The organism is Luteimonas endophytica (genome assembly GCF_029887875.1).
GTDB classification, from domain to species: Bacteria; Pseudomonadota; Gammaproteobacteria; order Xanthomonadales; family Xanthomonadaceae; genus Luteimonas; species Luteimonas endophytica.
Window position 1 is genome coordinate 52675 of the sequence record NZ_JARXRM010000032.1, and the last position, 12180, is coordinate 64854.

A 12180-nucleotide genomic window follows, 5' to 3' on the forward strand; every position below is an offset into this window, starting at 1 on the left:
CGGAGCTGCGCGCCCTGTCGTCCCGGCAGCCGCGCGGTTCACCCGCGGTCGAGGTCGAAGTCGATCGGCACCAGCCCGATCGCCTGCACCGGCCGGCCGTCTCGGACGGCGGGGCGGAAGCGCCAGTGGCGCAGCACGTGGCGGCGCGCGCTGGCATCGAGCACCCGGTGGCCGCTGCTCCGGTGGATCCTCACTTCCAGCGGCGAGCCGTCCACGTCGACCAGCACCTCGAGCAGCACCGTGCCCTGCAGACCGCCGACGATCGCGTCGCGGGGATAGCGCGGCGCCGGGGCGCTCGCGTACTCCAGACGCATCCCCGTGGCCGGCCCGGGCGGCGTTTCCATCGCCGGTGTGGCGGGTCCCGACGCGGGCGGTTCCACCATCGGGGGTGCGGGAAGCAGGCCGGTCTCCACGATCACCGGCGCCGGCGTGGGCGCCGGGTCGACGGGCCGGGGCGGCGACTGCGTGCGCGCCACCGGTGGAGCGGGCCGCTCCGGCTCGACCTCGACGCGCGGGGGCGGATCCGGCGGCACCGGCCGCGGTTCGATCCAGCGCATCTCGAGGTCGCGGGCCTCCGGCGGCGCGATCAGCGCCGGGTTGGCCACCGGCACCAGCAGCAGCGCCAGGGCGACGATGTTGAGCAGCAGGGCGCCGCTGATGCCCGCGATGCGGACCGGGTCGGGGTGGGGGTGATGATCGCCGGCGGGCGGGCGGGCCGGTGCGGGAGCGTGCGAACGGACGTGCGCGTGGGCGTGCTGCGGGACCATGATCCACCTCCGGGTTGTCGTACGTGACGGACAACGGCCGGACGGACGGTGCGGGGTCAGGCGGGTTCCGCATCCGGCGACCGGCTCGACAGCGATTCCACGCTGCGCCGGCGCGGCGAAGGCGGCAACCCTCGGCGGACGACCGGCGCGACGGCAACGACGGACGGCGCGTCGCCGCGCCGTCCGTCGCCGCAGTCGTGACCCAACGGAGCGGTCAGTCGTCGGTGGTGTCGGCGTCGTCCTCGGGGTCGCGCTGGAGGCCGCCGGCATCCGGATCGGTCTTCGGCGGCTTGCCGACGTTGCGTGCGTCGTCGCCGTCGCGGGGCAGCCGCTCGGCGTAGCCCGACTTGTCGTCGTCGCGGCCGGCGGGAGTGGATTTGCCGGGGTTCCTATCCGGGGTCATCTCAGCGCCCCAGTTCGAAGACGACATCGAGGTTGGCGGTCAGCGTGCTCTCGCCGGGAGAGACCGGGCTGGAGGCGGCCATGTCCTGCGCTTCGGCCCGCATCCGCATCATCGGCATCGGCGGGGGCATGAAGCCGCCGCCCTCGCTGATGCTGACGATGCGGCGTACCCGCAGGCCCAGCGATTCGGCGTACATCTCCGCGCGCTCCCGCGCCTTGGCCAGGGCGCCGCGGCGCGCCTCGTCGTAGGCCTCGTCGGGCTGGTCGATCTCGAAGCTCGGCCCGTTCACCTGATTAGCCCCGCTGGCGACCAGGGCATCGAGCACGTCGCCGAGCGAGCCGATGTCGCGGACCTTCAGGGAGACCGTGTTGCTGGCCTGGTAGCCGGTGATGACCGGGGCGCTGTCGCCGTCGTGGCGGTACTGGGGGTGCACGCTCAGGCCGCTGGTCTGGGTGTCCTTGTCGGCGATGCCGGCCTCGCGCACCGCCGCCATCAGCTGCTGCATCTGCGCGGCGTTGGCGCGCAGGGCGGCGTTGGCGTCGGGCGCCTGGGTCACCACCCCGGCCGAAAGCGTGGCCACGTCGGGCACCCGGCTCGCCTCGGCCTGCGCCGAGATCGAGAGCAGGGTGCCGTCGCTGGCGGCGGCCTGCGGGACGGCCGGCGCCTGCGCGGCGGCGGTGGGGGCGGCGAGCGCGGCGGCCAGCAACAGGGGGAGCAGGGATTGACGGATCATGCGGATCTCCTGGATCGATGGGGACAGGGTCGAATCGGACCGGTGAACGGGTCGTGAGCCGGAACGGGGTCGAGGGGCGGGCGGGCGCGGCCATGCCGGGGGGGCGGGGTATCCTGTGGCGATGCTGCATCTGGCCTCGAAATCCCCCCGCCGCCGCGAACTCCTGGGGCGCCTCGGCGTGCCGTTCGTGCCCCTCGACCTCGACATCCCGGAAGTGCGCTCGCCCGGCGAGTCGCCCGAAGCCTACGTGCGCCGGGTGGCGCGCGACAAGGCGCGGGCGGGCTCGCGGCTGCTCGGCGGCGCCGACGCCGTGCTCGGCGCCGACACCGAGGTGGTGCTGGACGACCTGGTGTTCGGCAAGCCCGCAGACCGCGAGGACGCGATGGCGATGCTGCGCCGCCTGTCCGGCCGAACCCACCTGGCGATTTCCGCGGTGGTGCTGGCGTTGCCGGACGCCGAACACGAGGCGGTGGCGGTGACCCGGGTGCGGTTCGCACCGTTGTCCGAGGAGCGCATCGCCGCCTACGTCGACGGTGGCGAGGCCATGGGCAAGGCCGGGGCCTATGCGATCCAGGGCGCGGCGGAGGCGTTCGTCGAGCGGCTCGAAGGCAGCTACTCGGGGGTGATGGGGCTGCCGCTGTACGAAACCGACGGCCTGTTGCGCGCGGCCGGCCTGCTGCCCGCGGTCGCCGGTGCGGCCGCGACCGCGGTGGCGCCATGACCGAGGAGATCCTGGTCAACGTCACCCCGCGCGAAACCCGCGTGGCGGTGGTCGAGAACGGCATGCTGCAGGAACTGCACATCGAGCGCGGCTGGAGCCGGGGAGTGGTCGGCAATATCTACAAGGGCCGGGTGCAGCGGGTGATGCCGGGCATGCAGGCGGCGTTCGTCGAGATCGGCCTGGAGCGCGCCGCGTTCCTGCACGCGAACGACGTGATGCGCTCGCTGCCCCCCGCCGAGATCGACGGCGAGGCCGCGGCGCCGCAGGCACCGCCGCCGGTGCTGCCGATCGCCGAGCTGCTGCGCGAAGGCCAGGACGTGGTGGTGCAGGTGGTCAAGGAACCGATCGGCTCCAAGGGCGCGCGGCTGACGACCCAGATCAGCATCCCCTCGCGCTATCTGGTGCTGCTGCCGCAGTCGAGCGTGGTCGGGGTGTCGGCGCGGATCGAGGACGAGGCCGAGCGTGCGCGGCTGAAGGGCCTGGTGGCGGAACTCGCGCTGGCCGGGTCGAACCACGGCTACATCGTGCGCACCAACGCGGAGGGTCAGCCGGCCGAGGCGCTGGCCGAGGACATCGCCTATCTGGCAAGGGTCTGGGCCCTGGTCGAGCAGCAGGTGCGCGAGGCCCGGCTGGGCACCTGCGTGTACGAGGACCTGACCCTGCCCATGCGCGCCGTGCGCGACCTGATGCGGCGCGACGTCGAGAAGGTCAAGGTCGACTCGCGCGAGACCTGGGAGCGGCTGCGCGGGTTCGCCGCGCAGTACATGCCCGGCCTGGCCGAGAGGATCGAGCACTACGGCGGCGAGCGGCCGGTGTTCGACCTGTACGGGGTCGAGGACGAGATCCAGCGCGCCCTGGACAAGGAAGTGCCGCTCAAGTCCGGCGGCTACCTGGTGATCGACCAGACCGAGGCGATGACCACGGTCGACGTCAACACCGGTTCGTTCCTGGGCCAGCGCAACCTCGAGGAGACCGTCTACCGGACCAACCTGGAGGCCGCGCAGGCGGTGGCGCGGCAGCTGCGGCTGCGCAACCTCGGCGGGATCATCATCATCGACTTCATCGACATGGTGGATCCCGAACACCGCCGCCAGGTGTTGCGCACCCTGGAGAAATCGCTGGCGCGCGACCACGCCAAGACCACGGTCTACGACTTCTCGCCGCTGGGGCTGGTGGAGATGACCCGCAAGCGCACCGTGGACAGCCTCCAACGCCAGCTCAGCGAGCCCTGCCACGCCTGCGGCGGGCGCGGCATGCTCAAGACCTCGGAGACGGTGACCTACGAGATCTTCCGCGAGATCACCCGCGCGGTGCGCCAGTTCGAGGCGGCGCGGCTGCTGGTGATCGCCTCGCCCAAGGTGGTGGCGCGCATCACCGACGAGGAATCGGCGGCGGTGGCCGAGCTGGAGGAGTTCCTGGGCAAGTCGATCCGCTTCCAGCCCGACGAGCAGTACCTGCAGGAACAGTTCGATGTCGTGCTGCTCTGAAGCGGCGCGCGCAGCGCAGCGATGAGCCTGCTGCGCCGTCGACTGCGGGTGCTGCGCCGGGTGCTGTGGCTGGCCCTGGCCATGGTGCTGGTGCTGATGGCGCTGGCCGCCGGCATCACCAGCCAGATGCTGCCGCTGGTCGAGCGGCATCCGGATCGGGTCGCCGCATGGCTCGGCGACCGGGTCGGCCGCGAGGTCGGGTTCGACGCGCTGGAGACCGAGTGGACCAGGCGCGGGCCGCTGCTGCGCCTGGACGGGCTGCGCATCGGGGCCGGCGCCGATGCGGTGCAGGTGGGCGCGGCCGAGATCCTGGTGGCGCAGTACGCGGGGATGCTGCCGGGCCGCTCGCTGACCGAATTGCGGCTGCGCGACCTCGAACTGGTGCTCGAGCGCGCCGGCGACGGGCGCTGGAGCGTGCGCGGCCTGCCCGGGCAGGGCCGGGGCGGGGGCGATCCGTTCGCCGCGCTGGAGCGGCTGGGGGAACTGCACGTGATCGGCGGCAGCCTGACCGTGCTGGCGCCGGAGCTCGACATCGACGCCACGGTGCCGCGGATCGACCTGCGCCTGCGCGTCGACGGCGACCGGGTGCGGGCGGCGACGCGCGCGTGGATGGCGGCCGACCGCGAGCCGGTGCACGCGGTGCTGGACGTGGATCGCGGGGGTGGCGACGGCCGCGCCTACGCCGCGCTGCGCGACGCGGACTTCGAACACTGGGCGCCGCTGCTGCGCTTCGCCGGGGTCGCCGTGGACGGCGGCCACGGCCGCGCCGAGGCCTGGGCCACGCTGCAGGGCAATCGCGTCGCCGCGCTCGGCCTGGACGCGACGCTCGAGGGGATCGGCCTGCGTTCGACCCGCGCCGCGGGCGCTGCACCGGCGCGCGTCGATTTCGCGGCGATCCGCACCCGGCTGCGCTGGACCGACACCGACGAGGGCTGGCGCATCGACGTGCCGCTGCTGCGCATCGGCAGCCGCGACGACGAACGCATCCTGGACGGGCTGCTGCTGGCCGCCGGCGAGCGCTACGCGTTCGCCGCCGAGCGCCTCGACGCCGGGCCCGCGCTGGCGCTGCTGGCGCTCAGCGATGCGATCCCCGCAGGCCTGCGCACCTGGCTGCGCGAGGCGCGACCGGGCGCGGTGCTGGCCGACGTCGAGCTCGCCGGCGAGCGCGGTGGCGCGCTGCGGCTGCACGCGCGCATCGAGGACCTCGGCTTCGCCGCCGCCGGCGACCGGCCCGGCGTCGGGGGCGTGAAGGGCCGCCTGCACGGCAGCGAGCACGGACTGGTGCTGGCGTTCGATCCACGGGCCGCGGTGCGGGTGGACTGGCCGCGCGGCTTCGGCGCGGCGCACGAGATCGCTCTGCGCGGCGATCTGGTGGCGTGGCGCGAGGCCGGCGGCTGGCAGGTGCAGACGCCGGCGCTGCGCATCGACGGCGACGGCTACGGCGCGGACGTGCGTGGCGGGCTGCGCTTCGAAGGCGGCGGCCGCCCGCGCATCGACCTGGCGGCGCGGCTGGACGATGCGCACGTTTCCGTGGCGAAGCGGTTCTGGGTGCGCCACCGGATGTCGGCGGCCGCGATCGACTGGCTCGACGCGGCGCTCGTCGACGGCACGGTGCGCAACGCGCGGGCGGTGGTGTCGGGCGACCTCGACGACTGGCCCTTCCGGGCCGCGGGCGGCGGCCCGGCGCCCGGGCTTTTCCATGCCGAGGGCGAGCTCGCCGGGCTGGAGTTGAAGTTCCAGCCGGACTGGCCCGCCGCCGAGGGGCTGGCCGGCACGGTGAGGTTCGTGGCCGACGGCTTCGACGTGCGCGGGCGCGGTGCGCTCGGTGACGTGGTCTTCGAGGGCCTGGAGGGCGGCATCGCGCACTTCGGCCGCGCCCCCCTGCGGGTCGAGGCGGGCACGGCCACCGACGCGGCGGCACTGCTGGCGCTGCTGCGGTCGAGCCCGCTCGAGGGCGTGCGCGGCGCAGCGCTCGACCAGTTGCAGGTGGCCGGAGCGGTCGATGCGGATTTCGCGATGGCGTTGCCGCTGCGCGGAAACGGGGGCGGTCCGCGGATCGACGGCCGCGTCCGGCTTCGCGGCGTGCGCGCGCGGATGCCGGACTGGGGCCTGGCCCTGGACGAGGTCCGCGGCGAGGCGCGCTACGACCAGCGCGGTTTCGCGGCCACGCGCCTGTCGGCGCTGCAGCACGGGCGCGCCGCACGCCTGGCGCTGCGCGCCGGGGAGGGCCACGTCCGCGACCCGGGGCAGGCGTTCGAGGGTGAACTTCGGGCCCCGGTCGAGGCCGCCGAACTGCTGGCGCGCGCGCCGGAACTGGCCTGGTTGAGGCCGCACGTACGCGGGGTCTCGGACTGGACGATCGCGGTCGCGGTTCCCGCGGCCGGAACGCGGCGCGGTGCGGTCGGCGCGACGCGCCTGAGCCTGGTGTCGGACCTCGCCGGCACGGTACTGGAGTTGCCCGCGCCGCTCGACAAGCCGGCGGCGACCGCGCTGCCGGCCCGCATCGAAACGCCGCTGCCGCTCGGCGACGGCGAACTCTCGGTGCGGCTCGGCGCGCGCCTGGCGCTGCGCTCCCGCGGCGGGACCAGCGTCATGCTCGGCGGCGCCGCGGCACCGGCACCACCGGGCGCCGGGCTGGCCATCGGCGGCCGCACCGCGGCGCTGGACGCGCTGGAATGGACCGCGCTGGCGGTGGCCTCGAGCGATGCTTCGAGCCCGGGTTCGGGCGCCGGCGACGGGCCGGTGCTGCAGCGCATCGACCTGCGGGTCGACCGCCTGCTGCTGTTCGGCGGCGTGTTCGCCCAGACCCGCATTCGCGGCGCCGGCGCCGGCCCCGGCGCTGCCGCGACCCTGCGCCTGGAGGGCCCCGCCCTGGCCGGGACCGTCGATCTCGCCGGCGGCCCCGGCGCAGCGCTGGCAGGGCGGTTGCAGCGGCTTCACTGGCGCCCGGCGGTCGCGCCCGGCGCCGCTGCGGCACGCGCGGACACGGCGGCCGGCGATGTCGCGGAATCGGCCGACGGCATGGATCCGCAGGGCATCCCACCCATCGACCTGCGCATCGCCGACCTGCGCGTGCGCGATGTCGAGCTGGGCGAGGCCAGCCTGCGTACCCGCCCCGCGCCGGGCGGGCTGCGCCTCGAACAACTGCGCACCCGCTCCCCGCGCCAGCGCATCGACGCCAGCGGCGCCTGGACCGGCCGCGGCGCATCCGCGCGCACCGGGCTGGCGCTCGACGTGGTCAGCGAGGACTTCGGCGAGCTGCTGGGCGGGCTGGGGCTCGCCGGACGCATCCGCGGCGGCGAGGGCGAGTTGCAGCTGCAAGGCGCCTGGCCCGGGAGCCCAGCGGGGTTCCGCGCCGAGCGCCTGCGCGGCAGCCTGGCGCTGCGCGTGAAGGACGGGCAGCTGGTCGAGATCGAGCCCGGCGCGGGGCGCGTGCTCGGCCTGCTCAGCCTCGCCGAGTTGCCGCGGCGTCTGACCCTGGACTTCAGCGATTTCTTCGAGAAGGGCTTCGCCTTCAACCGCATCGGCGGGGAGGTCCGTTTCGATCGCGGCCAGGCCCGCAGCGAGGACCTGGTGATCGACGGTCCGGCGGCGCAGATCCGGATCGCCGGCAGCGCCGACCTGCGCGCGCAGACCTACGATCAGACCATCGACGTGCTGCCTAAGTCGGGCAACCTGCTGGCCGCGGTCGGCGCGATCGCGGCCGGGCCGGTGGGGGCAGCGGTCGGCGCGGTCGCCAACGCGGTGCTGCGCAAGCCGCTCGGCGAGCTCGGCGCCACCACCTATCGCGTCAGCGGGCCGTGGAGCGAGCCGAAGGTCGAGGTGATCCGCCGCGAGCCGGCACGCGTCGCCGGACAGGACGCGGCCCCGTCCGACGGCTGATCCGGCGGCTTGCCATCCCCCTCCCGCAACCCCACATCGAGAGCCATGAGCCAAGCCAACAGTACCGCCATCGAAGCCGGGCACGACCCGCTCGCTCTCGCCCGCGACCGGCTGCTGGGCCCCGCGGGGCTCGACGAGCGCGGCCTGGAACGCGCGTTTTCCGCGCTGCTCGGCCCCGGGGTCGACTTCGGCGACCTGTACTTCCAGCACAGCCGCCGCGAGGCCTGGACCGTGGAGGACGGCATCGTCAAGGACGGCGCCCACTCGATCGAGCAGGGCGTGGGGGTGCGCGCGATCTCCGGCGAGAAGACCGGCTTCGCCTATTCCGACGAGATCAATTCCGGTGCGCTGCTGGCGGCGGCCGGCTCGGCGCGGGCGATCGCCCGCGCCGGCGCGGAGCACGGCTCCCGCGGCCTGGTGGCGGGCGCAGGACATGCGCTGTACCGCCCGGAGGACCCGATCGACGCGCTTGGCAGCGCGGTCAAGGTCGAGGCCCTGCGTCGCGTCGACCGCATGTTGCGCGCCGCCGACCCGCGGGTGAGCCAGGTGGTGGTGAGCCTGAGCGCCGCGGTCGACACGGTCCTGGTCGCGCGCAGCGATGGCGTGCTGGCCGGCGACGTGCGACCGCTGGTGCGGCTGAACGTGCACGTGATCGTCGAGCAGGGTGGGCGCCGCGAGTCGGGCTACGCCGGCTTCGGCGGGCGCTATTCCTACGAGGAACTGCTGGCCGACGGCCGTCCGGAAGGCTTCGCGCGCGAGGCGCTGCGCCAGGCGCTGGTGAACCTGGAGGCGGTGGACGCGCCGGCCGGGGTGATGCCTGTGGTGCTCGGTGCCGGCTGGCCCGGCGTACTGCTCCACGAGGCGGTCGGACACGGCCTGGAGGGCGACTTCAACCGCAAGGGCACCAGCACCTACGCGGGCCGCATGGGGCAGCGCGTCGCGGCGCGCGGGGTCACCATCGTCGACGACGGCACCCTCGCGGCCCGCCGCGGTTCGCTCAACATCGACGACGAGGGCACCCCGACCCGTTGCACCACGCTGATCGAGGACGGCGTGCTCGCCGGCTACATGCAGGACACCCACAACGCCCGGCTGATGGGCGCCGCGCCGACCGGCAACGGCCGCCGCGAGTCGTACGCGCACCTGGTGATGCCGCGCATGACCAATACCTACATGCTCGGCGGCGCCCACGAGCGCGAGGAGATGATCCGCTCGGTGAAGAAAGGGCTGTACGCGGTCAACTTCGGCGGCGGGCAGGTCGACATCACCAGCGGCAAGTACGTGTTTTCGGCCACCGAGGCCTACCTGATCGAGGACGGCCGCATCACCGCCCCGGTCAAGGGCGCAACGCTGATCGGCAACGGCCCGGAGACGATGCAGCGGGTGAGCATGGTCGGCAACGATTTCGCCCTCGACGACGGCGTCGGCGTGTGCGGCAAGGACGGGCAGAGCGTCCCGGTGGGCGTGGGCCAGCCGTCGCTGCTGATCGACCGGCTGACGGTTGGGGGCACGCAGGCGCAGGAGCCGTGATGGGTGATTGGAAATCGGTGATTCGAAGAAGCGCCTCGCCGCTTCGAGCCACCAATCACGAATCATCCATCACGAATCACGGCTGCTGCACGAGCAGCAGCTCGCGCAGCAGCCGGAACAGCTCGCGGTACGCCCGCGGCGGCCGGTCGCGCCGGCGTTCGTCGATCGCGCTGCGGACCAGCTGGCGCAGGCGCTGGCGGTCGGCGCCGGGGTGGGCGTCCAGCAACTCGGCGAGCGCCGCGTCGCCGTCGGCGAGCAGGCGCTCGCGCCAGGTCTCGGCGCGGTGCAGCAGCGCGGTCTCCTGGCGTGCCGCCTCGCCGCCCGCCTCGAGCGCGTCGCGGATCGCCTGCAGGGTCTCGTCGTCCTCGCGCCGCATCTGCTTGGCCAGGAACGCGAGCTGGCGCTTGCGGGCGATGTGCGAGGTGACCCTGCGCGCCTCGAGCACCTGCGCCAGCAGGGCCTCCGGCAGCGGCAGCTGCTGCAGCTGCGCCGGCGACAGCGCCGCCAGCCGCTCGCCGAGCGCCAGCACTTCCAGCGCGTCGCGCCGCTGCTGGCTGCGGCTGGGGCCGAGGTATTCGCCGCTGTCTTCGTCGATGCCGCGCATGCGTGTTTCCGCCGGGCGCGCCGCGTGGCGGCGCCTGCTTTCGTACCAGAGCCAAGGATAAGCCATCGATGACAGAGATCGCCGTCACGTCCGCGCCGCGCGACGATTCGGGCATCAACCTCGAGCGCATGCGCGAGACCGCCCAGCGAATGCTCGCCCTGGCCCGCGCCGGCGGGGCCTCCCAGGCCGAGGTCTCGTGCACCGAGGAACGCGGCCTCAACGTGGGCGTGCGGATGGGCGAGGTGGAGACGGTGGAGGCCACCCGCGACCGCGGCATCGGCCTGACCGTGTACTTCGGCCATCGCAAGGGCAGCGCCAGCACCGCCGACCTGCGCGAGGAAAGCCTGCGCGCCACCGTCGAGCAGGCCTGCGCGATCGCCCGCTTCACCGAGGAGGATCCGGCCGCCGGACTGGCGGACGCCGCGCTGATGGCCACCGAACCGCGCGAGTTCGACACCTGGCACCCGTGGGCGCTGGACGCCGACCGCGCCGCGGCGCTGGCCCTGGCATGCGAGGAAGCCGGGCGCGGCTTCGATCCGAGGATCGGCAACTCCGACGGCGCCTCGGTCGGCAGCGGCGAGTCGCTCTCGGTCTATGCCAACTCCCACGGGTTCAGCGGCATCGATCGCGACACCCGGCACAGCATCGGGTGCGCGCTGATCGCCGGGCGCGGCGAGGCGATGCAGCGCGACGGCTGGTACAGCGTCGGCCTGGCCGAGGAGGATCTCGAGGCGCCGTCCGCGATCGGGCGCAAGGCCGCGCAGCGCGCGCTGGCGCGCCTGGACGCGCGCCCGGTGCCCACCGGCGACTATCCCGTGCTGTTCGCCGCGGAGATGGCGCGCTCGCTGGTCGGGCACCTGCTCGGCGCGGTCAGCGGCGGTGCCCTGTACCGGCGCGCGAGTTTCCTGCTCGACAGCGTCGGCCAGCGGTTGTTTCCGGACTGGTTCGCGATCCGCGAGCTCCCGTTCCTGCCGCGCGGTTTCCGCTCCGCCAGCTTCGACGACGACGGCGTGGCCACCCGCGAGTCCGCGCTGGTGGAAGGCGGCGTGCTGCAGCGCTACGTGCTGGGCAGCTATTCGGCGCGCAGGCTCGGCCTGCAGACCACGGCCAACGCCGGTGGCGTGCACAACCTGGAGGTGGCGGCCAGCGCCGGCGGTTTCGAGGAGCTGCTGCGCGGGATGGGCCGCGGCCTGGTGGTGACCGAGCTGATGGGGCAGGGGGTCAACCCGGTGACCGGCGACTATTCGCGCGGGGCCTCCGGGTTCTGGGTGGAGGACGGGGCGGTCGCGCACGCGGTGGACGGGATCACGGTGGCGGGCAACCTGAAGGCGATGTTCGACCGGTTCGAGGCGGTCGGCAGCGACGTCGATCCGCGCTCGCATATCGCGACCGGTTCGATCCTGGTGGGGCGGATGACCGTCGCCGGCGGCGATTGACGTTAAGCTTGGGGGATGGGACATCGTCCCAACGGCCGCCGGGAACGCGCCTGCCCCCGGTGGGTGCAACGCGTCGGCGCAGAGGGGGCTTCATGACCGATCCACACGAGACCGCACCACCACCGCCACCGGCACCACCACCCGCGCCCACGCCCGGGCAGGCGAGCGCGATCAGCGCCGAGGAGCGGCAGTGGGCGATGTTCGCGCATCTGTCCGCGCTGCTGGGCGGTCTGGTCACCGCCGGCTGGGCCGGCAGCATCGGCTGTTTCATCGGCCCGCTCGTCATCTGGCTGGTGAAAAAGGAAACCATGCCGTTCGTCGACGACCAGGCCAAGGAAGCGCTGAACTTCAACATCACCCTGGCGGGCCTGTTCCTGGTGCTGTTCATGCTCGGGATCCTGACCCTGGGGATCGGCTTCCTGATCGTGATCCCGCTGATGCTGATCATCGGCGTCGCGGCGCTGGTGTTCATCATCATCGCGGCGATCAAGTCCAACGAAGGCGTGGCATATCGTTATCCGTTCGCCATCCGGCTGATCAAGTAGCGCGCGCGGCCGCCGGCCTGCCCGGTCCAGTCCGGCCGTGCCGGGCCGGGCCGGGCCGGCTCGCCGGCCGGT

General features: G+C 73.9%; 9 protein-coding genes and 1 pseudogene. 6 read left to right on the top strand and 4 right to left on the bottom strand.

What is annotated here, in order from left to right; genetic code table 11:
• Positions 1–38: 38 nt before the first annotated feature.
• From QFW77_RS10325 to QFW77_RS10335, 3 genes are all read right to left on the bottom strand, one after another.
• Entirely contained in the window at positions 39–767 is a 729-nt protein-coding gene (locus QFW77_RS10325; RefSeq protein ID WP_280574562.1) for an energy transducer TonB, read from the bottom strand.
• A gap of 214 nt (positions 768–981) precedes the next feature.
• Positions 982–1170: a hypothetical protein gene (locus QFW77_RS10330; protein ID WP_280574564.1), complete on the bottom strand. Its 189-nt coding sequence runs from the start codon at positions 1168–1170 to the stop codon at positions 982–984.
• Between the two features lies 1 nt (position 1171).
• A complete protein-coding gene (locus QFW77_RS10335) occupies positions 1172–1900 on the bottom strand; it encodes an SIMPL domain-containing protein (protein ID WP_280574696.1) in 729 nt (242 codons plus the stop codon).
• Between the two features lie 124 nt (positions 1901–2024).
• Here QFW77_RS10335 and QFW77_RS10340 point away from each other — a divergent pair, with 124 nt between their 5' ends.
• Genes QFW77_RS10340 through tldD form a run of 4 tightly spaced genes read left to right on the top strand, consistent with a single transcriptional unit; the run spans position 2025 to position 9523 of the window.
• Positions 2025–2624, top strand: a complete 600-nt coding sequence (locus QFW77_RS10340; RefSeq protein ID WP_280574697.1) for a Maf family protein — start codon at positions 2025–2027, stop codon at positions 2622–2624.
• Positions 2621–4111 carry a ribonuclease G gene (gene rng / locus QFW77_RS10345; RefSeq protein WP_280574565.1) on the top strand — a complete coding sequence of 497 codons (1491 nt, stop codon included), beginning with the start codon at positions 2621–2623 and terminating at the stop codon, positions 4109–4111. The genes QFW77_RS10340 and rng overlap by 4 nt, the downstream gene beginning before the upstream one ends.
• A 21-nt stretch (positions 4112–4132) precedes the next feature.
• Positions 4133–7993 (top strand): YhdP family protein, encoded by a 3861-nt coding sequence (locus tag QFW77_RS10350; RefSeq protein WP_280574566.1) that lies wholly within the window; start codon positions 4133–4135, stop codon positions 7991–7993.
• Positions 7994–8038: 45 nt separating this feature from the next.
• The gene (tldD, locus tag QFW77_RS10355; RefSeq protein WP_280574567.1) at positions 8039–9523 is read left to right on the top strand and encodes a metalloprotease TldD; all 1485 of its coding nucleotides are present in this window, start codon (positions 8039–8041) and stop codon (positions 9521–9523) included.
• 97 nt (positions 9524–9620) lie between these two features.
• Here the strand turns inward: tldD and yjgA are convergent.
• Positions 9621–10127, bottom strand: a pseudogene (gene yjgA / locus QFW77_RS10360) (ribosome biogenesis factor YjgA); the annotation flags it as partial.
• 128 nt (positions 10128–10255) lie between these two features.
• Between yjgA and pmbA the strand changes: the two are divergent.
• Both pmbA and QFW77_RS10370 read left to right on the top strand, forming a co-directional pair.
• Positions 10256–11563, top strand: a complete 1308-nt coding sequence (gene pmbA, locus QFW77_RS10365) for a metalloprotease PmbA (protein ID WP_425603316.1) — start codon at positions 10256–10258, stop codon at positions 11561–11563.
• Between the two features lie 92 nt (positions 11564–11655).
• Positions 11656–12108, top strand: a complete 453-nt coding sequence (locus tag QFW77_RS10370; RefSeq protein WP_280574572.1) for a DUF4870 domain-containing protein — start codon at positions 11656–11658, stop codon at positions 12106–12108.
• The last annotated feature ends 72 nt before the right edge of the window (positions 12109–12180 follow it).